23 protein-coding genes, 1 rRNA gene and 1 riboswitch are annotated in these 22,411 nt (G+C 70.0%); of the genes, 17 read left to right on the top strand and 7 right to left on the bottom strand.

Annotated elements, in window-relative coordinates:
* Nucleotides 1-203: 203 nt before the first annotated feature.
* Nucleotides 204-319: ribosomal RNA gene (gene rrf, locus QSJ95_RS06220) — 5S ribosomal RNA — on the top strand.
* Between the two features lie 317 nt (nucleotides 320-636).
* Here rrf and QSJ95_RS06225 read toward each other — a convergent pair.
* Nucleotides 637-1,386: a substrate-binding periplasmic protein gene (locus QSJ95_RS06225; RefSeq protein ID WP_285640895.1), complete on the bottom strand. Its 750-nt coding sequence runs from the start codon at nucleotides 1,384-1,386 to the stop codon at nucleotides 637-639.
* A 208-nt stretch (nucleotides 1,387-1,594) separates the two neighbouring features.
* Here QSJ95_RS06225 and QSJ95_RS06230 point away from each other — a divergent pair, with 208 nt between their 5' ends.
* Nucleotides 1,595-2,434 (top strand): SDR family oxidoreductase, encoded by an 840-nt coding sequence (locus QSJ95_RS06230; protein WP_043315738.1) that lies wholly within the window; start codon nucleotides 1,595-1,597, stop codon nucleotides 2,432-2,434.
* Between the two features lie 27 nt (nucleotides 2,435-2,461).
* Here the strand turns inward: QSJ95_RS06230 and QSJ95_RS06235 are convergent, their stop codons facing one another.
* The gene (locus tag QSJ95_RS06235; RefSeq protein WP_009615681.1) at nucleotides 2,462-3,115 is read right to left on the bottom strand and encodes a YciC family protein; all 654 of its coding nucleotides are present in this window, start codon (nucleotides 3,113-3,115) and stop codon (nucleotides 2,462-2,464) included.
* A 172-nt stretch (nucleotides 3,116-3,287) separates the two neighbouring features.
* On the opposite strand from QSJ95_RS06235, the gene QSJ95_RS06240 reads away from it, so the two are divergent.
* The 3 genes from QSJ95_RS06240 (at nucleotide 3,288) to rhlE1 (ending at nucleotide 5,965) form a co-directional block, all read left to right on the top strand.
* The gene (locus QSJ95_RS06240; protein WP_285640902.1) at nucleotides 3,288-4,025 is read left to right on the top strand and encodes a DUF2076 domain-containing protein; all 738 of its coding nucleotides are present in this window, start codon (nucleotides 3,288-3,290) and stop codon (nucleotides 4,023-4,025) included.
* An 87-nt stretch (nucleotides 4,026-4,112) separates the two neighbouring features.
* Complete coding sequence (locus QSJ95_RS06245; RefSeq protein ID WP_267853444.1) at nucleotides 4,113-4,589, top strand: LabA-like NYN domain-containing protein; 477 nt, start codon at nucleotides 4,113-4,115, stop codon at nucleotides 4,587-4,589.
* A 44-nt stretch (nucleotides 4,590-4,633) separates the two neighbouring features.
* Entirely contained in the window at nucleotides 4,634-5,965 is a 1,332-nt protein-coding gene (gene rhlE1 / locus QSJ95_RS06250) for an RNA helicase RhlE1 (RefSeq protein ID WP_281687771.1), read from the top strand.
* A gap of 34 nt (nucleotides 5,966-5,999) precedes the next feature.
* Here the strand turns inward: rhlE1 and QSJ95_RS06255 are convergent, their stop codons facing one another.
* From QSJ95_RS06255 to QSJ95_RS06270, 4 genes are all read right to left on the bottom strand, one after another.
* Nucleotides 6,000-6,371, bottom strand: a complete 372-nt coding sequence (locus QSJ95_RS06255; protein ID WP_058487585.1) for a VOC family protein — start codon at nucleotides 6,369-6,371, stop codon at nucleotides 6,000-6,002.
* A gap of 80 nt (nucleotides 6,372-6,451) precedes the next feature.
* Nucleotides 6,452-7,057 carry a GNAT family N-acetyltransferase gene (locus QSJ95_RS06260; protein WP_285640906.1) on the bottom strand — a complete coding sequence of 202 codons (606 nt, stop codon included), beginning with the start codon at nucleotides 7,055-7,057 and terminating at the stop codon, nucleotides 6,452-6,454.
* 37 nt (nucleotides 7,058-7,094) lie between these two features.
* Nucleotides 7,095-8,336, bottom strand: a complete 1,242-nt coding sequence (locus QSJ95_RS06265; RefSeq protein ID WP_285641325.1) for a TIGR03862 family flavoprotein — start codon at nucleotides 8,334-8,336, stop codon at nucleotides 7,095-7,097.
* A gap of 479 nt (nucleotides 8,337-8,815) precedes the next feature.
* On the bottom strand, nucleotides 8,816-9,736 hold the full coding sequence (locus tag QSJ95_RS06270; RefSeq protein ID WP_043273357.1) for a histone deacetylase family protein: 921 nt from the start codon (nucleotides 9,734-9,736) through the stop codon (nucleotides 8,816-8,818).
* Nucleotides 9,737-9,950: 214 nt separating this feature from the next.
* Here QSJ95_RS06270 and QSJ95_RS06275 point away from each other — a divergent pair, with 214 nt between their 5' ends.
* The 3 genes from QSJ95_RS06275 to QSJ95_RS06285 are packed head-to-tail and all read left to right on the top strand — an operon-like array spanning nucleotide 9,951 to nucleotide 13,029.
* Nucleotides 9,951-11,567 (top strand): nitroreductase family protein, encoded by a 1,617-nt coding sequence (locus tag QSJ95_RS06275; RefSeq protein WP_058487582.1) that lies wholly within the window; start codon nucleotides 9,951-9,953, stop codon nucleotides 11,565-11,567.
* Nucleotides 11,564-12,433, top strand: a complete 870-nt coding sequence (tesB, locus tag QSJ95_RS06280; RefSeq protein WP_009615691.1) for an acyl-CoA thioesterase II — start codon at nucleotides 11,564-11,566, stop codon at nucleotides 12,431-12,433. Before QSJ95_RS06275 ends, tesB begins: the two co-directional genes overlap by 4 nt.
* Complete coding sequence (locus tag QSJ95_RS06285) at nucleotides 12,430-13,029, top strand: HAD family hydrolase (RefSeq protein ID WP_043273354.1); 600 nt, start codon at nucleotides 12,430-12,432, stop codon at nucleotides 13,027-13,029. The genes tesB and QSJ95_RS06285 overlap by 4 nt, the downstream gene beginning before the upstream one ends.
* A gap of 419 nt (nucleotides 13,030-13,448) precedes the next feature.
* On the opposite strand, the gene QSJ95_RS06290 is transcribed toward QSJ95_RS06285, so the two are convergent.
* Entirely contained in the window at nucleotides 13,449-15,314 is a 1,866-nt protein-coding gene (locus QSJ95_RS06290; protein WP_285640911.1) for a TonB-dependent receptor domain-containing protein, read from the bottom strand.
* 87 nt (nucleotides 15,315-15,401) lie between these two features.
* Nucleotides 15,402-15,601, bottom strand: a riboswitch (cobalamin riboswitch).
* A 310-nt stretch (nucleotides 15,602-15,911) separates the two neighbouring features.
* On the opposite strand from QSJ95_RS06290, the gene eutS reads away from it, so the two are divergent.
* From eutS to eutJ, 9 genes are all read left to right on the top strand, one after another.
* A complete protein-coding gene (gene eutS / locus QSJ95_RS06295) occupies nucleotides 15,912-16,247 on the top strand; it encodes an ethanolamine utilization microcompartment protein EutS (RefSeq protein ID WP_009615694.1) in 336 nt (111 codons plus the stop codon).
* A gap of 2 nt (nucleotides 16,248-16,249) precedes the next feature.
* Nucleotides 16,250-16,717 (top strand): EutP/PduV family microcompartment system protein, encoded by a 468-nt coding sequence (locus tag QSJ95_RS06300; RefSeq protein ID WP_009615695.1) that lies wholly within the window; start codon nucleotides 16,250-16,252, stop codon nucleotides 16,715-16,717.
* Complete coding sequence (gene eutQ / locus QSJ95_RS06305) at nucleotides 16,714-17,409, top strand: ethanolamine utilization acetate kinase EutQ (protein ID WP_043273352.1); 696 nt, start codon at nucleotides 16,714-16,716, stop codon at nucleotides 17,407-17,409. The genes QSJ95_RS06300 and eutQ overlap by 4 nt, the downstream gene beginning before the upstream one ends.
* 7 nt (nucleotides 17,410-17,416) lie before the next feature.
* A complete protein-coding gene (gene eutT, locus QSJ95_RS06310; protein ID WP_043316655.1) occupies nucleotides 17,417-18,259 on the top strand; it encodes an ethanolamine utilization cob(I)yrinic acid a,c-diamide adenosyltransferase EutT in 843 nt (280 codons plus the stop codon).
* Nucleotides 18,256-19,257 carry a phosphate acetyltransferase gene (locus tag QSJ95_RS06315; RefSeq protein ID WP_285640918.1) on the top strand — a complete coding sequence of 334 codons (1,002 nt, stop codon included), beginning with the start codon at nucleotides 18,256-18,258 and terminating at the stop codon, nucleotides 19,255-19,257. Before eutT ends, QSJ95_RS06315 begins: the two co-directional genes overlap by 4 nt.
* A gap of 96 nt (nucleotides 19,258-19,353) precedes the next feature.
* The gene (gene eutM, locus QSJ95_RS06320) at nucleotides 19,354-19,647 is read left to right on the top strand and encodes an ethanolamine utilization microcompartment protein EutM (RefSeq protein WP_009615702.1); all 294 of its coding nucleotides are present in this window, start codon (nucleotides 19,354-19,356) and stop codon (nucleotides 19,645-19,647) included.
* 115 nt (nucleotides 19,648-19,762) lie between these two features.
* Entirely contained in the window at nucleotides 19,763-20,050 is a 288-nt protein-coding gene (gene eutN, locus QSJ95_RS06325) for an ethanolamine utilization microcompartment protein EutN (RefSeq protein ID WP_009615703.1), read from the top strand.
* 94 nt (nucleotides 20,051-20,144) lie between these two features.
* Nucleotides 20,145-21,566, top strand: a complete 1,422-nt coding sequence (locus QSJ95_RS06330; protein WP_009615704.1) for an aldehyde dehydrogenase family protein — start codon at nucleotides 20,145-20,147, stop codon at nucleotides 21,564-21,566.
* A 7-nt stretch (nucleotides 21,567-21,573) separates the two neighbouring features.
* Nucleotides 21,574-22,410 (top strand): ethanolamine utilization protein EutJ, encoded by an 837-nt coding sequence (gene eutJ, locus QSJ95_RS06335; RefSeq protein ID WP_009615705.1) that lies wholly within the window; start codon nucleotides 21,574-21,576, stop codon nucleotides 22,408-22,410.
* The last annotated feature ends 1 nt before the right edge of the window (nucleotide 22,411 follow it).

Raw genomic sequence — 22,411 nt, forward strand, 5'->3', positions numbered from 1 at the left:
TGATAGGTCGGGTGTGTAAGCGCTGTGAGGCGTTGAGCTAACCGATACTAATTGCCCGTGAGGCTTGACCATATAACACCCAAACAATTTGTGTGTTAGACGGTGAAGTCGACGAACCGAAAGTTCGTGTGAACCGCAAATACCTGTCACATACCCGAATCAGGGTGAGCGTGTGCGTAAGTCACGAGCATCCGAAAGAATTGCTTGACGACCATAGAGCGTTGGAACCACCTGATCCCATCCCGAACTCAGCAGTGAAACGACGCATCGCCGATGGTAGTGTGGGGTTTCCCCATGTGAGAGTAGGTCATCGTCAAGCACCTATCCCAAAACCCCTGATCAGCCTGGCTGGTCGGGGGTTTTGCTTTTGCGCGCGGAAAAGCCGGCGCATCTCCCTGTAGGAGCGGACCTTGTCCGCGATCACCGGAGGTCCCGGCGCACTTCGCGGATAAGATCCGCTCCTACGCCGCCCCCCCTGCGCCATTCCCCCTGTAGGAGCGCGCCCTGCGCGCGAATCGCGGGCAGGGCCCGTGAAAGCCATGGCGCTGATGGGTATCGCTTCGCTCAACGCCATCCTACGGGGCTGCATCCCGTAGGAGCGGATTCATCCGCGATCCGGCCGGCAGGCCGGTGGCCTCAGTTCAGCTCTACCTTCTCCCCCTTCGCACTCAACTGCTCGAACGCCTGGTCCAGGCGCTGGCGGAGTTGTTCGGCATCGGGCGTGCGACGGGAGACGATGAGCTTGAGCGGCAGACGGTAGAGGGTGTCGTAGGCCAGCGGCGGCAGGCCGGCGGCGTTGCGGGCTTCTTCCACCGGGGCCTGGTAGTCCAGCAGGTAGTCGCCTCGTTCGCGCAGAAGCATCTGCAGCGCCGCGCTGTGGGTGCTGGTGCGGTGGACCTCCAGGTTGAGCCGCGGGTCGTCCAGCAGCTGCGTGGCAGGCCGCCAGTAGCTGTAGCCGCTGATCAGGATCACCCGGCTGCCGGCCAGGCCCTGGGGCAGGTGCGGGGCGGGTTGGGACGCCAGGCGATAGAGGTTGAGGGTGACCTGGCCGAGCACGTGCTCGCACTCCAGGGTGCTTTCGGCCAACTCGGGCTTGCCGGGCGCCCCGGCCCACAGTTGCACGCTGCCATCGCGCAGGCCCTGGTAGAGGCGGGCACTGGGTAAGGCGCGGAGTTCGGCGCGGTAGCCTGCCTGGCGCAGCAGCTTGCGGATCAGCTCGGCACCTTCGCCCTGGGTGCTGCCGTCATCGTCGGTATAGATGTACGGCGGGAACTCGTAATAGCCGACCGCCAGCGACTGGGGGCCACCGGCCGGGCCTGGCAGGGCATGGGCCAGCGACGCTGGAAGCAGCGACGAGGCCAATGGGAACAGGAGTTTCTTGAGCATTGCTGCGCCGCACCTTTATCGTTCTTGTGTTGGTGTCTGCATTGAGCATGAGTCGCCAACCGGGGCTTGTCCAGTCCGCGGCCGGCAAAGCGGCGGCGACATTCAAGGGCTGCGACCGGCGGCACATGAGGCTGCCGGAGCGTGACCGCCACGGGGCTATGCTTGAGGAGCAACCGGCCGCACCCGGGCCAGGCCGAGGGCTGCGCACATGCCACGCAAGGTCTTCTCCAGCAAGGTCTACCTGCACAAGACGGTCCTGGTGACCGGCGGCTGCTCGGGCATCGGCCGTGCGCTGGTCTTGCGCTTCGCCCAGGCGGGCGCCAGGCCGGTGATCCTCGACCTGGACCAGGCCGCGCTCGACAGCCTGGTGCAGCACCTGCAGCAGCACCTCAACGTCGAGGCCCTGGGGCTGCGCTGCGACATCACCGAGCCCGCCGCGGTGGAGCAGGCCGTGGCCGTCGCCATCGAACGCTTCGGCGGCATCGACGTGCTGATCAACAACGCCGGCATCACCCACCGCAGCCTGTTCGCCGAGACCGACCTGAAGGTGTTCCAGCGGGTGATGGCGGTGAACTTCTACGGCGCCCTGCATTGCACCCGGGCGGCCTTGCCCAGCCTGATCGCCCGCCAGGGGCAGATAGTCGTGCTCAGTTCGCTGACCGGCTTCGCCCCCTTGCTCTATCGCAGCGCCTACAACGCCAGCAAGCATGCCCTGCATGGCCTGTTCGACACCCTGCGCATGGAACTGGAGGGCACCGGCGTCTCGGTGACCCTGGCCTGCCCCGGCTTCACCGCCACCGACCTGCGCAAGAACGCCTTGGTCGGCGACGGCTCGGTTATCCGCCAGCCGGCCGTGGTGCTGGGCAGCGAAGTGGCTTCCCCGCGCGACGTGGCCGAGGCGATCTACCAGGGCGCCCTGCAGCGCAAGCGCCTGCTGGTGCTGTCCAACGTCAACTGGCGCGCGCGCATCCTGGCCCGTTACTGCCCCTGGCTGTTCGAGCGCCTGCTGGTGCCGCGCATGTCCGGGTTGAAGCCGAGCCGGCGCTGAGCGCTCCTGCGCTGCGCGGAGCAGACCTCAGGCTTCCTCGCGTTCCGGGCCGAGGATGTAGATGCGGTAGGCGGCGACGGTCAGCAGCAGCTGGAAGAAGCCGCTGAGGGCGCTGAGCGCCAGGCTGTAGCCGAGGGCGTTCTCGCTCAGTTGCTCGATCCAGCCCTGCAGGGCCCAGGTGGGGGCGAGGATCACCAGCACGGTGGTGAGCAGCAGGAAGAAGTGCCCGCCGGTGAGGCGGAAGCTCTCGCGCATGGCATCGATCGGGCGCAGGCCGCGCTTGACCAGCAGCACCTCGGCGAAGGCCAGCTTGATCATCACGTAGATGCCCGGCAGCACCATCAGCGACAGGCCGATGACGATCAGCAGCGAACTCAGCGCCGAGAGCAGGGCGAAGGCCGGCCACAGGCGCAGCGCCGCGCGCCACAGCTCGCCGACGCCGCGCTGGCGGCCCTCGCCGAAGTCGACCAGGTACAGCAGCAGGCTGGCGGTGTAGATGGGGTAGAAGATCAACCCGGCGGCCATGCCCCAGGGCGCGAACTGCTGGGAATTGGCGGCCATGCTCAGCTGTTGCTGGGTGAGCGTCTCCAGGACGATCCAGGGCAGGCAGAGCGGCAGCAGCGTGCCGATGTGGCGGCTGAAGAAGTACCAGGTATCGCGCAGGATGGAGATGGGATTCATCGGCTCGTCTAGGGGACCAGTTGGCAATCGACTCTAACCCATGCCCGGCGGCGCAGACCAGAGTCCCCGCCAGCGTGGATGAAGAAGTTTTCATCGACCGGAACTTGTTTTTTCGCCGGCCGATCCAATCTAGTGATGCGTTCCCTCCCCCGGTGCTCACTCGAGGCCCCAGATGAATTCCGAAGAGCAAACCCTGATCGATGGCCTGTTCACTCGCCTGCAGGAAGCCGAGCGGCAAACCGCGCCGCGCGACGCCCAGGCCGAGGCGCAGATCAACCAGCACCTCGTGCGCCAGCCGGCCGCGCCCTACTACATGGCGCAGGCGATGCTGATCCAGGAGGCGGCGATCAAGCGCCTGGACCAGCGCGTCAAGGAACTCGAAGCCCAGGTCGCCAGCCTGCAGCAGAACCGCCCCAGCAGCGGCGGCTTCCTCGCTGGCCTGTTCGGCGGCGGCCAGCGCGAAGCGGCGACGCAACCCCAGCAAGCGCAACAGCGCCCGGACGGCTGGGGCCAGACGCGCTTCTCCCAGCCCGGCGCCAATGCCAGCTACGCCAGCAACCCCAACGACTTCCGCCCCGCCGCGGCGCCCCAGGCCGCGCCGGCCCAGGGCGGCGGCTTCCTGCGTGGCGCCTTGCAGACCGCCGCGGGCGTGGCCGGCGGCATGATGGTGGCGGACCTGCTGACCAACATGTTCCACCACTCGCAACCGCAGGAAATCGTCGAGGTGATCCAGGAACAAGTGCCGGCCGAGCATTTCGACCCGCAATCCTCCGGGCTGGACGATTCCAGCCCGTCCTTCCTCGATGGCGATCGCTACGCCGACAACGGCTTCACCGACACCGGCTACGACGATGGCGGCTTCGCCGACGACTCCAGCTTCTTCGACGACGACGGCGACATGTTCAGCTGATCGATAGCCCCGCGCCGACGACGCGGGGCTGGCGGCGCGGCGGTGGGCTGCGATAATGCGCGTCCACCGCCTGATCCGGAGCCGCCGTTGAAAACCCTCGCCCTGTTCGCCGATGTGCAGAACCTCTACTACACGGTTCGCCAGGCCTACGGCTGCCACTTCAACTACGCCGCCCTGTGGGGCGAGTTGAGCCGCGAAGGCCGCATCGTCGAGGCCTACGCCTACGCCATCGATCGTGGCGACCCGCGCCAGCAGCAGTTCCAGCAGATCCTCCGCAACCTCGGCTTCGAGGTGAAGCTCAAGCCCTACATCCAGCGCAGCGACGGCTCGGCCAAGGGCGACTGGGACGTGGGCATTACCATCGACGTGCTCGACGCCGTGGCGCGGGTGGACGAGATTGTGCTGTGCTCCGGCGACGGCGACTTCGACCTGCTGCTGCAACGCGTCCGCGCCCAGGGCAAGACGGCCGCCGCCTATGGCGTGCCGGGCCTGACGGCACAGGCGCTGATCCGCTCGGCGACGCGCTACGTGCCCATCGAGGGCGAGCTGCTGCTGCGCCACTAGCGGCTACAATGCCGCCCATTCCCCTTCCGTTGCGTGAGTGCTCCATGACCTTCGCCGCCCTCGGCCTGATCGAACCCCTGCTGCGCGCCCTCGACGGCCTCGGCTACCAGAACCCGACGCCCGTGCAGGCCCAGGCCATCCCCGCCGTGCTCAAGGGCCGCGACCTGCTGGCCGCGGCGCAGACCGGCACCGGCAAGACCGCCGGCTTCGCCCTGCCGCTGCTGCAGAAGTTGCTGCAGGAGGGCCCGCAGGTGGCCGCCAACTCGGTGCGCGCCCTGGTGCTGGTGCCCACCCGCGAGCTGGCCGAGCAGGTGCACGACAGCTTCCGCGCCTATGGCCAGCACGTGCCGCTGCGCACGGCGGTGGCCTATGGCGGGGTGAGCATCAACCCGCAGATGATGAAGCTGCGCAAGGGCGTCGACGTGCTGGTGGCCACCCCCGGGCGGCTGCTCGACCTGTACCGGCAGAACGCCCTGAAATTCACCCAGTTGCAGGTGCTGGTGCTGGACGAGGCCGACCGCATGCTCGACCTGGGCTTCGCCCGCGAGCTGGAAGAAGTGTTCGCCGCGCTGCCGAAGCGGCGCCAGACATTGCTGTTCTCCGCCACCTTCTCCGAGGCGATCCGCCAGATGGCCGGCGGCCTGCTGCGCGACCCGCTGTCCATCGAGGTGGCGCCGCGCAACACCGCGGCGAAGACGGTGAAGCAGCAACTGATCACCGTGGACAAGAAGCGCAAGGCCGAGCTGTTCCTGCACCTGCTGCAGGCCCGCCGTTGGCGCCAGGCCCTGGTGTTCGCCAAGACGCGCAAGGGCGTCGACGAACTGGTCGGCGTGCTCCAGGCCGAAGGCATCGCCGCCGACTCCATCCACGGCGACAAGCCGCAGCCGGCGCGCCTGCGCGCCCTGCAGCGGTTCAAGGACGGCGAGGTGGACTTCCTGGTGGCCACCGACGTCGCCGCCCGCGGCCTGGACATCGAGCAGATGCCGCTGGTGGTCAACTTCGACCTGCCCATCGTCGCCGAGGACTACGTGCATCGCATCGGCCGCACCGGCCGCGCGGGCGCCAGCGGGCAGGCGCTGTCGCTGGTGTGCGCCGACGAGGTGCAGCAGCTGGCGGCCATCGAGACGCTGATCGGGCAACTGCTGCCGCGCTCCGAAGAAGACGGCTTCGAGGCCGAGCACAGGGTGCCGCAGACGACCCTGGGCGGCCAGGTGCTGAAGAAGCCGAAGAAACCCAAGCAGCCCAAGGTGCCGGCCAAGCCGGGCAATATCCACCTGGGCGAGCTGCTGGCCGACAAGCCGCAGGTGAAGGCGGTGCGCAAGGCGCCGGGCTTCGCCAAGGCGCCGGGCGGCAAGGGCAAGCCCAAGGGCCGCTGAGGGCGCGAGGGGGTACGAAAAGCCGTGCCCCCGCTCAATCGAGGTTGTGGCCGATACGCCACAGCACCCCGCTCGGATCATGCAGCGTGAAATCCCGCATCCGCCAAGCCCGATCCTCCGGCTCCCCCAACTGCACCCCATGGCGCCCGGCGATATCGATCTCGCGCAGGCGCTGCCACCAGGCGTCGGCGTCTTCCACCAGAAGGTGCAGCATCAGGTTCTCGGCGAATTCCTTCACGTAGTAGTTCTGCAGCAGGAAGGCGCAGTGGTCGCCGTGGTGGAAGTAGCTCAACTCTTCCGAGCTCCACGGATTGGCGAAGCCCAGGTCGCGGTAGAAGACCTGGGACTGGGCGTAGTCGCGGGCCGGGACGAAGACTTTCAGTTCGACGCTGTTCAGCTTGCTCATGGCGCTTCCTTGTCGTGGCACTGGCCTGCACGGTGGGACGCCGCCTCTGCCGGGCGGCTGGCGCGCAGTCTAGCGCAGGCTCAGAGGGCTCGCTGCATGTAGCGGTGGCTGGCCACGCCCGGCAGGTTGGAGTGGCGCTCGGCCTGCACCGTGAAGCCCAGGCGCTCGTACAGCGCCTGGGCGCGCGGGTTGGCCATCGACACGTCGAGGGCGGCCATGGGCAGGCCGGCGCGGCGGCCGCGGTCGAGGAAGTGGTCGATCAACCGGCTGCCCAGGCCTTCGCCGCGCAGCTCCGGCGCCACGCCGAGATGGGCGAGGTACAGCGTCCGCTTCGGCGGCGGGCAGATGATCCGCTCCAATTGCAGGCCATGGCGGATCACCATTGCTGCGCCCAGGCCGAAGAAGCCGAATATCTGCCGGCTGGCGGCGAGCAGGTAGCCGAGGTTGGCCTCGCCGCCGAACACGGTGCCCACCGCCACCACCTGCCCATCCCGTTCGCCCACCGTGTGCTGGCGCCAGCCGAACTGGCCGCCGCCCTGGACGAAGGCATGGCGCAGGAAGTCCTGGGCGCTGTTGCGCCCCGGGCGGGCGAAGGCGTAGTCGAAGGCATCGGGGCCGGAGCTGTAGATCAGCGGGACGGCGGCGTCGACGTCCTCGGGGCGGGCCGGGCGGAAGCTCAGGGACATGGCGCGGACTCTGCTGGGGGGAATCCGCAATCTAGCACTATGGTTCCAGTTTCAGCCAGCGCAAGGCGCCCAGGCCGGCGGCGCGGCCGCTGGCGAAGCAGGCGGTGAGCAGGTAGCCGCCAGTTGGCGCTTCCCAGTCGAGCATCTCGCCGGCGCAGAACACACCGGGCAGGGCGTCCAGCATCAGCTGCTTATCCACAGCCTCGAAGGTGACGCCGCCGGCGCTGCTGATGGCTTCGTCCAGCGGGCGCGGGCGCACCACCGTCAGCGGCAGGGCCTTGATCAGCGCGGCCAGGCGCCGCGGCTCGACGTAGTCGGCGGCTGTGGACAACTCGCGCAGCAGGCCGGCGCGCACGCCGTCCAGGCCCAGGCGGCCGCGCAGGTGGTTGGCCATGGACTTGGCGCCGCGCGGCTGGGCCAGGGCTTTCTCCACCTGCTCGATGCTGCGGTTGGGCAGCAGGTCGAGCCGCACGCTGGCCGAGCCGTCGCGGGCGATGCGTTCGCGGATGCCGGCGGACAGCGCATAGACCAGGCTGCCCTCGATGCCGCCGGCGGTGACCACGAATTCGCCCTGGCGCGGCGCCTCGCCTTCCAGGCTCAGGGCCACCGGCTTGACCGGCGCGCCGGCGAACTTGTCGCGGAAGAACTCGCTCCAACCTGCGACTTCGAAGCCGCAGTTCGACGGCCGCAGGGGCGCGACCGCCACACCGCGCGCCTGCAGCGTCGGTACCCAGGCGCCGTCGGAGCCCAGGCGTTGCCAGCTGCCGCCGCCCAGGGCCAGCACGGTCACGTCGGCCTGCAGGGCCTGGCGCCCTTCGGGGCCGTCGATCAGCAGGCGGCCCTGTTCGTCCCAGCCCTGCCAGCGGCTGCGGGTGTGGATAACCACGCCGCTGTCGCGCATACGCTTGAGCCAGGCACGCAGCAAGGGCGCGGCCTTCATGTCGGTGGGGAAGACGCGGCCGGACGTGCCGACGAAGGTACTTATCCCCAGGCCGTGAATCCACTCGCGCAGGGCCTGGCTGTCGAAATCCGCGAGCAGCGCGCCGATTTCCGCGCGGCGTTCGCCGTAGCGGCCGACGAAGGCCGCCTGATCTTCGGAGTGGGTGATGTTCATGCCACCCACGCCGGCCAGCAGGAACTTGCGCCCCACCGAGGGCATGGCGTCGTACAGCGCCACGCGCACGCCGGCGCCGGCCAGCACTTCGGCGGCCATCAGGCCGGCGGGGCCGCCGCCGATGACGATGGCGCTGGGGGAGGGCAGGGAGCTGTGCTCGGTCATGGGCTGGGCATGGTCGGTGGAAAGGGCGCGCATTCTAGCCTAGCCGCTGGCGGCCGGGGCTGGTCAATTCGCCGGCGGCCGCTCGGGGGGCCCGGCGCGTGGGCTAATCACAGGTTTGTACCCAGGATATCCACAGGCGGCTCCACAGCTTTCGGGGACAACGTTGCCCCACGTAGGATGGGTGGAGCGTAGCGATACCCATCGAATGCAGCATGGGTTTCGCAAGCTCAACCCATCCTACGGGTGTGCTGGTCATATTTTGTTCGTTGGGCTGGAGGCCCCGTGAATATTGGGCTGCAGCGAATGCCCCGCAGTTTTTCCACAGGAGGTTCCACAGCATCCGTGGAAAAGTCGCACCTTTTCCTCCGAACGCTGTCTGGTCATCTTTCGTACATCCGGCTGCGGCCCAGGCCCGGCGTGGGCCAGGGCAGACTCCCCGCAGGTTTTCCACAGGTTGCTCCACAGTTGCCGTGGACAACTCAGCCCAGGCCCAGGCGCTGCCAGACGCGCTGCGCGCTGTGGTGGAGAATGCCGTGGCGCCGGGCCAGGGCCGCGCGGTCCTTGTCGTAGCCGCCGCCGATCACCCCCAGCACCGGGATGTCGCGGGCCAGGCAGCGTTCGATCACGCGCTCGTCGCGGGCGGCCAGGCCGGCGTCGGTGAGGTTCAGGTAGCCCAGGGCGTCGTCCTTGTGCACGTCCACCCCGGCGTCGTAGAGCACCAGGTCCGGCTGGTACAGCGGCAGCAGGTAGTCCAGCGCCTCGTCCACCACCCGCAGGTAGTCGGCGTCGCCCATGTGCAGCGGCAGGGGAATGTCCCAGTCGCTGTGCGCCTTGCGCGCGGGGAAGTTCTTCTCGCAGTGCAGCGAGACGGTGATGGCGTCCGGCACCTGCTCCAGGATGCGCGCGGTGCCGTCGCCCTGGTGCACGTCGCAGTCGAAGATCAGCACGCGCCCGGCGCGGCCGCTTGCCAGCAGGTGCAGGGCGATCACCGCCAGGTCGTTGAAGATGCAGAAGCCCGAGGCGTGGTCGTGGTGCGCATGGTGGGTGCCGCCGGCGAGGTGGCAGGCCAGGCCGTGCCGCAGCGCCAGGTCGGCGCCCAGCAGCGAGCCGCCCACCGCGCGCACCGTGCGCCGGGCCAGGGCCTCGCTCCAGGGCAGGCCGAGGCGGCGCAGTTCCTCGCGGCTCATGTCGCCGCTGCAATAGCGCTCGATGTAGCCGCGGTCGTGGGCCAGGGCGAGGATGTCCGCCGGGCAGGGTTCGGGGCGCAGCAGCGCCGCGTCGCTGGTCAGGCCGCTGTCCACCAGGTGTTCCTTGAGCAGGCGGAACTTCTCCATGGGGAAGCGGTGGCCGGCGGGGAAGGGCGGGCTGTAGTCGTCGTGGTAGACCAGGGGCAGCGGCATGGGGCGGGGCTCGGGCTGTTCAGCGGCAAGGGTAAGCCGGCCCCGCGGCCGGGCGCCAGGGCCGTGCATGGGGCACAATAGGCAGCTGACGAATCTTGCCGAGGCGAACCATGCACCTGCCCAGCCTGAGCACTCCGCGCCTGCCCCAGGGCCACGCGCTGCGCCCGCACGTGCTGTTCCGCATCAGCCGCGAGCAATGGCTGGAGGCGCAGACATGAGCGCCGCCGACGATGTGCGCGCCTACCACGCGCTGAGCTGCCACGCCCCGGAGCGCTTCGCCCCTGGGCCCGGCCAACTGGACTGGGCGACCCAGCCGGCGCCCTTCCGCCGCTACGCCGGGGCGCGGCCGATCGAATTGCTGCACCGCCCGCAGGAGGAATCGCCGGGCTACGACGGCGTGTTCGCCGGCCCCCTTGGCGAGCCCGCGCCGCTGGGCCTGGAAAGCGTCTCGCAACTGCTCTACGACAGCCTGGCGATCTCCGCCTGGAAGCAAGCCGGCGGCAGCCGCTGGGCGCTGCGCGTCAACCCCTCCAGCGGCAACCTGCACCCCACCGAGGCCTACCTGCTGCTGCCGGCCGGGGCTGTGGACAAGTCCGCCGTGCTGGCCCACTACACTGCCGACGAACACCTGCTGGAAGTGCGCGCCGAGCTGCCGCCCGCCGTGGCGCAGCAACTGCCAGGCGCCGGCCTGCTGCTGGCGCTGGCCAGCATTCCCTGGCGCGAGGCCTGGAAGTACGGCGAGCGCGCCTACCGCTACTGCCAGCACGACTTCGGCCACGCGCTGGCGGCCCTGGCCATCGCCGCGGCCATCCAGGGCTGGGAAGTGCGGCTGCTGCGCGCGCTGGACGAGCGCAGTCTGGATGCCGCGTTCGGCCTCGACCGCGAAGGTTTCCACGAGCGCGAAGCGGTGGATGCGTTGCTGTGGATAGGTCCGCCCCGGGACGGCGAGCCCCGCGTGCCCGAGGCGCTGCTGCGAGGGCTGGCGGCGCTGGAGTTGCAAGGCGCTCCGAATCGCCTCTCGCGCAGCTACCGGCACTGGCCGGAGCTGGAGCGCGTCCACGCGCTGTGCCGCGCGCCGGCGCTGGCTCCCGCCGATTGGTGCCTGCCGCGTGCCGAGGCGACCACGGACAACCCCGGCTTGCCATTGCGCCCGATCCTCCACCGCCGGCGCAGCGCGCAGAGCCTGGACGGCCGCAGCGGCATCCACGCCGAGCTGCTGCTGGCCTGGCTGCGCCGCCTGCTGCCGGAAAACTCGCCGGTGCCCTTCGCCTGCTCGGGCGAGCCGCCGCGCATCGACCTGCTGCTGTTCGTCCACCGCGTCCAGGGCCTGGCGCCGGGGCTCTACTGGCTGGGCCGCAGCGGCCGCGCGCCGGGCGGGTTGCGCGGGGACTTCCAGTGGCAACGCGCCGCCGACGACCTGCCTCTGTACCGCCTGCTGGAAGGCGACGCCCGCCAGCTCTCGGCCTTCCTCTCCTGCGGCCAGGACATCGCCAGCGACGGCTGCGTGGCCTTCGCCATGCTCGCCGACCTGGACGCCGCCCTGGCCGAAGGCCCCTGGACCTACCCGCGGCTGTACTGGGAGGCCGGGCAGATCGGCCAGCTGCTCTACCTGGAGGCCGAGGCCGCCGGGCTCTCGGGCACCGGCATCGGCTGCTACTTCGACGAGGCGCTGCGGGAATTGCTCGGCGAAGGACCGGACCGCCCGGTCAGCCTCTATCATTTCACCATCGGCCGCGCGGTATGGGACACTCGCCTGAGCAGTTCGCCCGCGTACCCCCAGCCGCGCCGCCCGCATCCCATTCGCAGTACCGATTCCGAGGAAACGTCATGACCCAGATCCTGGACAACCTGGTGGCTTTGCTGAGCCTGGAACCCATCGAGGAAAACCTGTTCAGGGGCATCAGCCAGGACCTCGGCTTCCGCCAGCTGTACGGCGGCCAGGTGCTCGGCCAGGCGCTGTCGGCGGCCAGCCAGACGGTGGAGCCGGCGCGCCACGTGCACTCCATGCACGGCTACTTCCTGCGCCCGGGCGACGCCAGCATGCCGGTGGTCTACCAGGTCGACCGCGTGCGCGACGGCGGCACCTTCAGCACCCGCCGCGTCACGGCGATCCAGAAGGGCCAGCCGATCTTCGCCCTGAGCACCTCCTTCCAGTACGACGAGGAGGGCTTCCAGCACCAGATCCCGATGCCCGACGTGGTCGGCCCGGAGAACCTGCCGACGGACCTGGAGCTCAAGCAGCGCAGCATCGCCCAGTTCCCCGAGCGCATCCGCGACAAGCTGCTGTACCCCAAGCCCATCGAGATCCGCCCGGTCACCCAGAACGACCCCTACGACCCGCAGGTCGGCGAGCCGATCAAGTACCTCTGGCTGCGCGCCGACGGCAAGCTGCCGGACGTGCCGGCGCTGCACAAGTACATCCTCGCCTACGCCTCGGACTTCGGTTTCCTCACCACCTCGCTGCTGCCCCACGGCCGCTCGGTGTGGCAGAAGGACATGCAGGTGGCCACCATCGACCACTCCGTGTGGTTCCACCGCGACCTGCGCGCGGACGAGTGGCTGCTGTACGCCATCGACAGCCCCTGGGCCGGCAACGGCCGCGGCTTCGTGCGCGGCAGCATCTTCAACCGCGACGGCCAACTGGTGGCCTCGTCGACCCAGGAAGGCCTGATCCGCCGCCGCGAGGACTGGGCATGAAACCGGGCCTGATCCGCCACTGGGTGTTCGACATGGACGGCACCCTGACCCTGGCGGTGCACGACTTCCCGGCGATCAAGCGGGCCCTGGGCATTCCCCAGGAAGACGACATCCTCACCCACCTGGCGGCGCTGCCCGCGGCCGAGGCGGCGGCCAAGCACGCCTGGCTGCTGGAGCACGAACGCGAGCTGGCGCTGGCCTCCACCGCCGCGCCCGGCGCGGTGGACCTGGTGCGCGCGCTGCACGAGGCCGGCTACCGCCTCGGCATCCTCACCCGCAACGCCCACGAGCTGGCGCTGGTGACCCTGCAGGCCATCGGCCTGGGCGACTGCTTCGCCAGCGGCGACATCCTCGGCCGCGGCGAAGCCCGGCCCAAGCCCAACCCCGACGGCCTGCTGCACCTGGCCGAGCGCTGGGGCGTGCAGCCCAAAGACATGCTGATGGTCGGCGACTACCGCTTCGACCTGGAATGCGGCCGCGCGGCGGGCAGCTACACGGCGCTGGTCAACCTGGCGGAAAACCCCTGGCCGGAACTGAGCGACTGGCACGCCGCGGATTGCGCAGCCCTGGGGCGCCTGGCCGGGGTGTTGGCGTAGGGCGAATAACGCTCCGCGTTATCCGCCGTTTAACGGCGATTCCCGGTGGCGCCGAGGTCGGCCTGGGCGTCGTCCGCCTTGCCGGCGGAATCGCGGATGAATCCGCTCCTACGGGTGAGAATGCCATGCTTCACGGCAACCTGTAGGAGCGGGCCCTGCCCGCGAAATCGCGCGCAGGGCGCGCTCCTACATTGGAATGGCGCCGGTGGTTCTGGCTATCGCGGACAAGGTCCGCTCGAAGTGCGGAGAAACGCCGTCGTAGGATGGGTTGAGCGAAGCGATACCCATCACCACGGCAGCATGGGTTTCGCAGGCTCAACCCATCCTACGAAGAGCGCCTCGGCGCGGTCAGCAAGACAGTTGTCCCTACTGGGCCGTGACGAGGTGCTCTTCGTAGGAGAGGGCCCTGCCCGCGATGGCTACAACTCCGGCGTCCAGGTCAGCGCCAGCAGCGCGGTGCGGCCGGCTTCCTTATAGTGCAGGGTTTCGCTGGGGAAGCCCATGGGATCGGTCGGGCGCTGGTAGCTGGCGCGGGCGTAGTCGCGGTCCAGCAGGTTCTGCAGTTTCAGGTCCCAGCGCAGGGTTTCGCTGAACTGCCAACTGCCGCGCACATCGAGCACGCCGTAGCCGCCCAGGCGGTCCTGGTTGGCCGCGTCGGCGTAGCTGTTGCTCAGCGCGCGCCAGGTGCCGCCGACGCCGAAGGCGCCGAACTGGCGGTCCAGGTCCAGGCTCAGGGTGCGCCGGGCGCGGCGTGGCAGGGTGTGGCCGGTGTCGCGGTCGCGCGGGTCGATGATGCTCAGGCCGAGGTTGGCCTGCCAGCCGAGGACCTCGCGGGCCAGGCTGGCCTCGAAGCCGTCGATGCGCGCCTTGGCGATGTTCTGCGGCATGTTGCTGGCGCTGTCCCAGGCGATCAGGTCGTCCACCTCGGTGCGGTACAGCGCGGCCTCCAGATGCGTGCCGGCGAAGTCGCCGCGCCATTGCAGCTCGTAGGTCTTCGAGGTCTCGGCCTTCAGGTCCGGGTTGCTGGCGCCGGGGTAGTAGAGGTCGCTGAAGGTCGGCGCGCGGAAGCCTTCGCCGTAGCTGGCGATCCAGCTCTGGTTGTCACCTACCGGCAGGGTGACGGCGGCGTTCCAGCTGTTCTGCGAGCCGTAGCGCTCGTTGTCGTCGTGGCGCAGGCCCAGCTCGGTGGAGAAGGCCTCGCCCTTGAAGCTGTGCTGGGCGAAGAAGGCGTGGTTGGTGCGGCTGTCCTCGGCGAAGGCGGTGCTGCCCTCGACCTTGTCCTCGTACCAGTCCGCGCCCAGGGCTAGTTGGTTGCGGGTATCCAGCTGCAGGCGGTTGAGCCAGCTGGCCGAATGCCGGGTGGTTTCCAGGGTGCCGTTGTTCCATACCTCGGCGGCGCCGACGGCCTTGTTGCGGTCGAAGCTGCGGCCCAGCTCCACGCGGCTGTTCCACATCGAGGTCAGTTGGCCTTCGAGGTAGCCGCTGTAGCTGCTGACGCGGAACTCGTCGTGGGGCTCGGCGGGGGCGTAGCTGTAGGCGTCGTCGTATTCGCTGTCGCCGCGCTGGTCGTTTAGGCTGAAGCCGGCCTTCCAGTCGTCGTTCAGGCGGTGGTCCAGGTTCAGGTGCACGGCCTTGTTGCGCTGGCCGTCGTGGTCGCTGTCGGCGCCGACGTTGTCGCGGGTGTAGTCGTAGCCGCGGCTCTCGTCGAGGCTGGCGCCGAGGTCGAAGCGGGTGCGCTCGTCGCCGCCGGCGAGGGAGGCGCTGCGCTGGAAGGTGCCGTTGCTGCCGGCGGCCAGGCGCACTTGCGGGTGCAGGCCGGCTTCGCCGCGGCGGGTGAAGATCTGGATCACTCCGCCGATGGCGTCGGCGCCGTACAGCGCCGAACGCGGGCCGCGGGTCACTTCCACGCGCTCGATGTTGTCGATGCTCAGGTAGTCCAGGCGGGCGATGCCGCTGCTGGCCGAGGCGATGCGCTGGCCGTCCACCAGCACCAGGGTCTGGCCGGGGTTGGTGCCGCGCAGGAAGTAGCTGGTCAGGCCGCCGGCGTTGCTCAGCTGCACGCCGGGCACGCGCTGCAGCAGCTCGGGCACGCTGCGCGCCTGCAGGCGCTCGATGTCGTCGTGGGTGAAGACGGTGTTGGCCGCGGTGGCCTGGCCGCGGGGTTCGGCCTGGCGCGCCGAGGTGATGACCATCGACGGCAGCTGGTAGGCCTGTTCGGCATCGTCGCCGGCGAAGGCCGCCGCGGGCAGCACGGCGACGGCCAGGGCAAGACGGGAAAGTTTCATCGCTGGGGTTCCTCAAAAGTGGACTTTCGAGGAGGGCTGGGCAAGGGCGGGAGTGGCCGCGCTTGAAGGTGCGGCCCTCCGCAACACCTGTCATGCGTGTCGAGGGCGGTCTCCGGGCTGCCGACTCGCACGCTCCCGGCCTTCCCATGCGTGGCGCACAGTGGCGGGTTGGAGCGCGGCAGGCGCAAGGCCTGCGGTCGGTTACCGTTGCGGGGGCAGCGCAGGCCTTTCACCTGCTTCCCGTTACCTCGAACGAAAACGTGCGCACCTTACGAACAACGCGGCGGCCGGGCAAGTCGGGCCGACGCGGAACCTGTCCGTCAGACGCCCCTTTCCTCTGCGGCCCGTCACGTCCATGGCGGCGCCCCGCCTGTGCCCGGAGGCTTTCCGGCGGCTGCGACAAAGTCACTCAGCACGGTGCGAACCGCGGCCGGAAAGCTCCGGCCAGCAGTCGCCAATGCGGCGCCGCGCGGGCGTTCCAGCCGGTTTTTGTAGGAGTTTTCTGGTCTTTCGGGGCGGCGGAAAACTTTGCCGGATTTTGATAGGGCCGCCGTCCGGGCACTTGTTAGCTTCCTAAGCAGTAGAGGAGGGGAGCACGTGTCCAAAGAGCGCATCATCCAGGAATTCGTCCCGGGCAAGCAGGTGACCCTGGCGCACCTGATCGCGCATCCCCAGGAGGAGCTGTCGAGCAAGATCGGCGTTCCCGGGGCGCAGGCCATCGGCATCATGACCCTCACCCCGGGCGAGACCGCGATGATCGCCGGCGACTTCGCCACCAAGGCCGCCGACGTGCGCATCGGCTTCCTCGACCGCTTCAGCGGCGCGCTGGTGCTGCACGGCAGCGTCGGCGCGGTGGAAGAGGCGCTGGCGCAGACCTGCGCCGCCCTCGGCCGGCTGCTGGACTACAGCGTCTGCCCGGTGACCAGGAGCTGACCATGGACGCGCCGCGTTATGCCCTGATCGGTGGCGTCGGAGCCGGCAAGACCACCCTGTTCAACGCCCTGTGCGGCAACCCCGAAGCGGCGCGCAAGACCCAGGCGCTGGACTACGGCCCCGGCGGCGCGCTGGACACCCCCGGCGAGTTCGTCAGCCACCCGCGCCTGTACCGCGCGCTGATCACCAGCACCGACGACGTCGACACCCTGGTCTACGTGCACCCCGCCGATTCGACGGAGTGCCGGCTGCCGCCCGGGCTGCTGGACATCCACGCCGGCAAGCGGCTGATCGGGGTGATCAGCAAGTGCGACCTGCCCGGCGTCGACCTGCCCGCCATCGAGCGCCTGCTGCGTGCCCACGGCATCGACGGCGCGATCGTCCACACCGCCAGCGACGACCCCGCCAGCATCGAGCGCCTGCGCGCGCTGCTGAACGCACGGAATCCGATCGAGGACCTGTTGAGATGAAGAAGCTGATTACCGCCAACGACATCCGTGAAGCCATCGCCGCCGGGCAGAGTTCCCTGGCCGTGGAGCTGCCGCGCTGCATCGTCACCCCGGAGGCGCGCACGGTCGCCGAGCAGGCGGGTCTGGCGCTGGTCGAGCGGGTGGCCGGCGAGCCGGCGGCGGCCGCGAGTGAACCGGCCGCGGCCGGGCCGAGCGAGGACGAGCTGGCGCGGATTCGCGCCGAGGTGCTGGCCCGGCTGCCCGCCGAAGTGGACGCGCAACTGGTCGACCAACTGGTGCGCAAGGCCGCGCAACAGGGCGGCGCCTGCGTGGCCCGGGCGGCCTTCGAGGCGCGCACCGGCGCCGGCGGGATCAAGCTGGTGAAGGGCGGCAGCGTGCGCTTCGGCCGCCTGGAAGGCGTGCCGGGCGAATACCAGATCGGCATCACCGACGTGGTCGGCGCCGAGGACGGCAGCAGCATGGGCGCCGGCTTCATGCAGTGGGAGAACGCCTTCTTCCCCTGGACGCTGAACTACGACGAAGTGGACCTGGTGCTGGAGGGCGAGCTGCACATCCGCCAGAACGGCGAGACCCTGGTGGGCCAGCCTGGCGACCTGCTGTTCATTCCCAAGGGCAGCGCCATCGAGTTCGGCACCCCGAGCCGGGTGCGCTTCCTCTACGTGGCCTGGCCGGCCAACTGGCAGGAACAGTGAGGCGGCCATGAGCACTTTCATCACCGAAAGCTGGCTGCGCGAGCGCCACGGCCTGAGCGAAGGCACCGAGCTGCGGCTGCCCGCCGACGCGCGGTTGACCCCCGCCGCCCGCGCGCTGATCGACGAGCGCCACCTGTCGCTGAAGTTCCACGACGAACAGGGCCGCCTGTACCGGGCGACCGAAGAGCCGGACGCGGACGGCGCGCCGTGCCTGCAGGCGGTGCACGGGCTGACCGGCAGCGCCCGGCGCGTCGCCGCGACCTGCCAGCTGTGCGGCTCGGCGCCGGCCGACAAGCCTGCCGGGATGACCCATCTGAACGCCCACGAACTGGTGGCCAAGAACGACCCGCGCCTGCAGTTCCGCGCCCAACTGGACGCGGCCATCGCCCTGGCGGTGTGGCTGCAGGTGGAACTGCCGGAGCCGGCCGAGCTGGCCGCCTGGCTGGCCGACATCCGTTCGCTGCTCGGTCAGCTGATGCGCGCCGACGTGCTGGACGAGGAGCTGGCCGGGTTCGCCGTCGGCGGGCTCGACGAGGCCGTGCTGCACCGCCTGTCCCACGCGCCGCTGAAATACCTGGGCCACGACCACCTGGTGCCCGAGTGCGGCCACGGCCGCGCGCCGGCGCTGCTCAACCTGCTGCGGGCCAAGGTCCGCGAGGTGGAAATCTGCGCCGCCCAGGTGTTCATGGAGGCCGGCTTCAAGCTGCGCCGCGCGGACCTGCTGCACGCCCTCAACCGGCTGTCCAGCGCGCTCTACGTGGCCATGCTGCTGAGCCTGCTGCACCTGCGCGGGCAACCCTGGCCGAGCGCCGCGGAACTGAGCCGGCGCGTGCAGGGAGAGGCCCCGTGAAACTGTTCGACGACTGCCGCCGGGCCGCCCGGCAGAACCCGCCGCGGGTGGTCTTCCCCGACGCCCTGGACCGCCGCGCCATCGAGGCGGCGCAATACCTCAAGGCCGAGGGCCTGGCCGAGCCGCTGCTGCTGGGCAACCCCTTCGCCCTGCGCGGCTACTGCCTGGAGCGGCACATCCGCCTGGGCGACCTCGGGCTGATCGACCCCGCGCGCTCGCCCTGGCTGCACGGCTTCGCCCAGGACCTGGCCCGGCGCCAGGACAAGCTCAGCCCCGAGCAGGCCCTGGAACAACTGCACGACCCGCTGTGGTTCGGCGCGGCGCTGCTGGCGGCCGGCCAGGTCGACCTGTGCATCGCCGGCAACCTCAGCGCCACCGCCGACGTGCTGCGCGCCGGCCTGCGGGTGGTCGGCCTGGCGCCGGGCAACCGCACGCTGTCCTCGGTGTTCTTCATGCTGCCAGCGGACGGCGGCGTCCCCTTGGCCTTCGCCGATTGCGGCGTGGTGCCGCGGCCGACGGTGGAGCAACTGGCGGACATCGCCCTGGCCTCGGCGGCCAGCTTCGAGCAGGTGACCGGCGAGCCGGCGCGGGTGGCGATGCTCTCGTTCTCCAGCCACGGCAGCGCCAGGCACGCCGACGCCGAGGCGGTGCGCCAGGCCTGCGAGCGGGTGCGCGAGCGCCGGCCGGAGCTGTGCGTCGACGGCGAGATCCAGTTCGACGCCGCCTTTGTCCCCGAGGTGGCCGCGGCGAAGGTTCCCGGCAGCCCGCTGGGCGGGGCGGCCAACGTGTTCGTGTTCCCCAGTCTCGAGGCCGGGAACATCGGCTACAAGATCGCCCAGCGGCTCGGCGGCATGAACGCCATCGGCCCGATGCTGCAGGGCATGAACGCGCCGCTGCACGACCTGTCGCGCGGCTGCACGAGCGAGGAAATGATCCAGACGGTGCTGCTGGCCAACAAGATGGCCGGCGGCGCCGAGGCTGTCGGGCGAGTCGCCTGAGCCGGACGGCGGCCCCCGCCGTCCGGGGGTAACGCGAGTGGCTAGCCACTCCGAAGAGGCCCTGCGAAGGGCGATCGATTGTTCGAGGAGAGTGAGATGGAAGCATTAGGCATGATCGAAACCAAGGGCCTGGTGGCGCTGATCGAGGCCTCCGACGCCATGGTCAAGGCCGCCCGGGTGAAGCTGGTGGGCGTCAAGCAGATCGGCGGTGGCCTGGTCACCGCGATGGTCCGTGGCGACGTAGCAGCCTGCAAGGCGGCCACCGATGCCGGCGCGGCCGCCGCGCAGCGCGTCGGCGAAGTGGTCTCGGTGCAGGTGATCCCGCGTCCACATTCGGACCTGGAAGAGGTCTTTCCGATCAAGCTGGCGGCGGATCGCCCGGTGGATTGAGCGGCCCGCCGCGACCGTCCGAGCGGTGCCTGAACTCGCCCTGCGGGTTCCGGGCGCCGCCACCGAGGATCCATGCGTATGCCGCGAAGGACGCGGCCCGACGAGGTAACAGGCGATGAAACTGGCGATTGTCGTGGGGCAGGTGGTGTGCACCGTGAAGCATCCGGGCGTGGGCCTGGACCGGCTGCTGCTGGTCGAGATGCTCGACCGCGCCGGCCGCCCCGACGGTGAACGGCACGTGGCCAGCGACAGCCTCGGCGCCGGCAACGGCGAGTGGGTGATGCTGGCCGGCGGCAGCGCCGCGCGCCAGGCCCTGGCCGAGGTGCGTGCGCCGATCGACCTGTGCGTGGTCGGCATCGTCGACGAAGCGGTGCTCGACGGCAGCCTGCTCTACCGCAAATAGGCCCGCCCCCGGCGGTCATTCACGACAAGCGTCCTCCACCGGCCCGCGCCAGGTGGAGTGGCCCGGCTCATCCCTGAATTCTGTGAGGCACGACGTGGACATCAACCCGAAGGAAATCGAACAGGTGGTCAAGGCGGTGCTCGCCTCGATAGGGGCGACCTCCACGGCCGCTGTCGCATCGCCGGGCGCGACCTGCGCCCCCGGCGTGTTCGTCGAACTGGACGCCGCCGTGGCCGCCGCCGCGCAGGCGCAGAAGGCATTGCGCTCGGTGGCCATGCGCGACCGGGCCATCGCCGCCATCCGCGCCGCCGGCGAGCGCCACGCGCAGGAACTGGCGGAGCTGGCGGTGGAGGAAACCGGCATGGGCCGGGTGGCCGACAAGACCGCCAAGAACATCGCCCAGGCCCGCCACACCCCCGGCAGCGAATGCCTGCAGGCGCAGGTGCTCAGCGGCGACCGCGGGCTGACGCTGATCGAGAACGCGGCCTGGGGCGTGATCGCCTCGGTGACGCCCTCGACCAACCCGGCAGCCACCGTCATCAACAACGCCATCAGCATGATCGCCGCCGGCAACAGCGTGGTGTTCGCCCCGCACCCGGCGGCCAAGCGGGTGTCGCAGCGCACCGTCAGCCTGCTCAACGAGGCCATGGTCGAAGCCGGTGCGCCGGCCAACCTGATCACCACCGTGCAGCGCCCGGACATCGAGACCGCCCAGCGGCTGTTCCGCTACCCGGGCATCGGCCTGCTGGTGGTGACCGGCGGCGAGGCGGTGGTGGAAGCCGCGCGCAAGCACACCGACAAGCGCCTGATCGCCGCCGGCGCCGGCAACCCGCCGGTGGTGGTGGACGAGACCGCCGACCTGGCCCGCGCCGCGCGCGACATCGTGTTCGGCGCCTCGTTCGACAACAACATCATCTGCGCCGACGAGAAGGTGCTGATCGTGGTCGACAGCGTCGCCGACGCCCTCAAGGCCGAGATGCTCAAGCACCAGGCCGTGGAGCTGAGCGCCGCCCAGGGCCAGCAACTGCTGCCCTTGCTTTTGCCGAAGGTCGACGAGCAGGGGCGCGGCAGCGTCTCGCGCGACTGGGTCGGCCGCGACGCGGCGAAGATCGCCGCCGCCATCGGCCTGCAGGTGCCGGAGCAGACGCGCCTGCTGCTGCTGGAAACCGCCGCCGACCACCCCTTCGCCATCACCGAAATGATGATGCCGGTGCTGCCGATGGTGCGCGTGGCCAACGTCGACCAGGCCATCGCCCTGGCCGTGAAGCTGGAGGGCGGCTGCCACCACACGGCGGCCATGCACTCGCGCAACCTCGACCACCTGGACCGCATGGCCAATGCCATGGACACCAGCATCTTCGTCAAGAACGGGCCGTGCCTGGCCGGCCTGGGCTTCGGCGGCGAGGGCTGGACCACCATGACCATCACCACGCCGACCGGCGAGGGCGTGACCTCGGCGCGCACCTTCGTGCGCCTGCGCCGCTGCGTCATGGTCGACCACCTGCGGATCGTCTGAGGCGGCCATGCAACGCGATCTCGAAAACTGGCTGTTGCCGCGCCTGGAACGCGCCGCCTACTGCCTGGCGCACCCCGTCGCGCAACCGGGCGACCGCGGGCCGCTGAGCCTGGGCATCGACCTGGGCACCAGCGCCGTGGTCTCGGTGGTGCTCGACGCCCAGGCGCTGCCGGTGGCGGTGCGCCTGGACTGGGCCGACGTGGTGCGCGACGGCGTGGTCTGGGACTTCTTCGGCGCGGTGAAGCTGGTGCGCAGCCAGGTGGAAAGCCTGGAGCGGCAACTGGGCGTGTGCTTCCAGCGCGCCGCGACCTCGTACCCGCCGGGCACCGAACCGGGCATTTCCACTCACGTGCTGGAGGCCGTCGACCTGGAGGTTTCCCACGTGATCGACGAGCCCTCGGCGGTGGCGCGGATGCTGCGCCTGGACCGCGCCGCGGTGGTGGACATCGGTGGCGGCACCACCGGCGTCGCCGTGGTGCACGACGGCGAAGTGACCTATTCCGCCGACGAACCCACCGGCGGGCATCACGTCAGCCTGGTGCTGGCCGGCCACCTCGGCGTGTCGCTGGAGATGGCCGAACGGCGCAAGCGCGAGGAGGGCCAGATCCTGTGGCCGCTGGTGCGCCCGGTGTTCGAAAAGATGGCCGACATCGTCCACACGCACCTGCAAGGCCAGGACGTGGACGCCATCTACCTGTCCGGCGGCTCCTGCACCCTGCCCGGCGTACAGCCGCTGTTCGCCGCGGCCTTCCCCGCGCAGCGGGTGATCCTGCCCGCGCCGCCGCTGTTCACCACGCCGCTGGCCATCGCCGCCTGCGGCCTGCAAGCCGAGGAGGAACGCTGAC

It is taken from the genome of Pseudomonas sp. NBRC 100443 (assembly GCF_030268185.1).
GTDB classification, from domain to species: domain Bacteria; phylum Pseudomonadota; class Gammaproteobacteria; order Pseudomonadales; family Pseudomonadaceae; genus Pseudomonas; species Pseudomonas citronellolis.